The 591-nt window shown below is 41.1% G+C and carries 1 protein-coding gene; it reads right to left on the reverse strand.

The window, feature by feature from the left end:
* On the reverse strand, nucleotides 1-591 hold a 591-nt coding region (locus BZK24_RS08335), incomplete at both ends, for a SabA family sialic acid-binding adhesin (RefSeq protein WP_277921262.1).

Raw genomic sequence — 591 nt, forward strand, 5'->3', positions numbered from 1 at the left:
ATTTCTTGAGCAAACCCTATGTCTTTAGAAGTGTAGGGGTTGAAATTTTCTGGTTGCGTGATTTGAGTGTTTTCATTAGCGTTAAGCTGTTGGGTTTTTTCTAAAAGGCTTTGAGCGTTTTTAATCATCTCGTTAATCGCGTTGAAACTCTCGCCAAAAATATCCACTACACTCCCGGTCTTGCCGCTAAACCCCCATGCCCCACCGCCACCATTCACATGGGGGTTTTGAGTGGTAAGGACTTGCATGATAGTGGCGGCTTGCTGTAAAAGGTTTTTGGCGTCATTGACGCTGTTAAACTTTAGCTGGATTGGGATTGATGAACCGCCTGAATAATAATTGCCATTTCCATTGGGGTAAGTGTATTCTGTGGTAGGGTTTCTTGTGAAAGTTTGATTGATATTGACTACCATATTTTTAGAGCGTCCGGCTTTAATGGCGATAGGGTTTAAAGGCTTTTTGATGTGGATGTCTTTTTGCCCTAAAATTTTGAAATAAAACTCATGGTCTTTATTGTCCGTGTTGTGGAATAAAAACACGTAATCGTTATCCACATACCCACTAGATCGCAATTCATACAGATCGCTGTTG

It is taken from the genome of Helicobacter pylori (assembly GCF_001998165.1).
Taxonomy (GTDB): domain Bacteria; phylum Campylobacterota; class Campylobacteria; order Campylobacterales; family Helicobacteraceae; genus Helicobacter; species Helicobacter pylori_DL.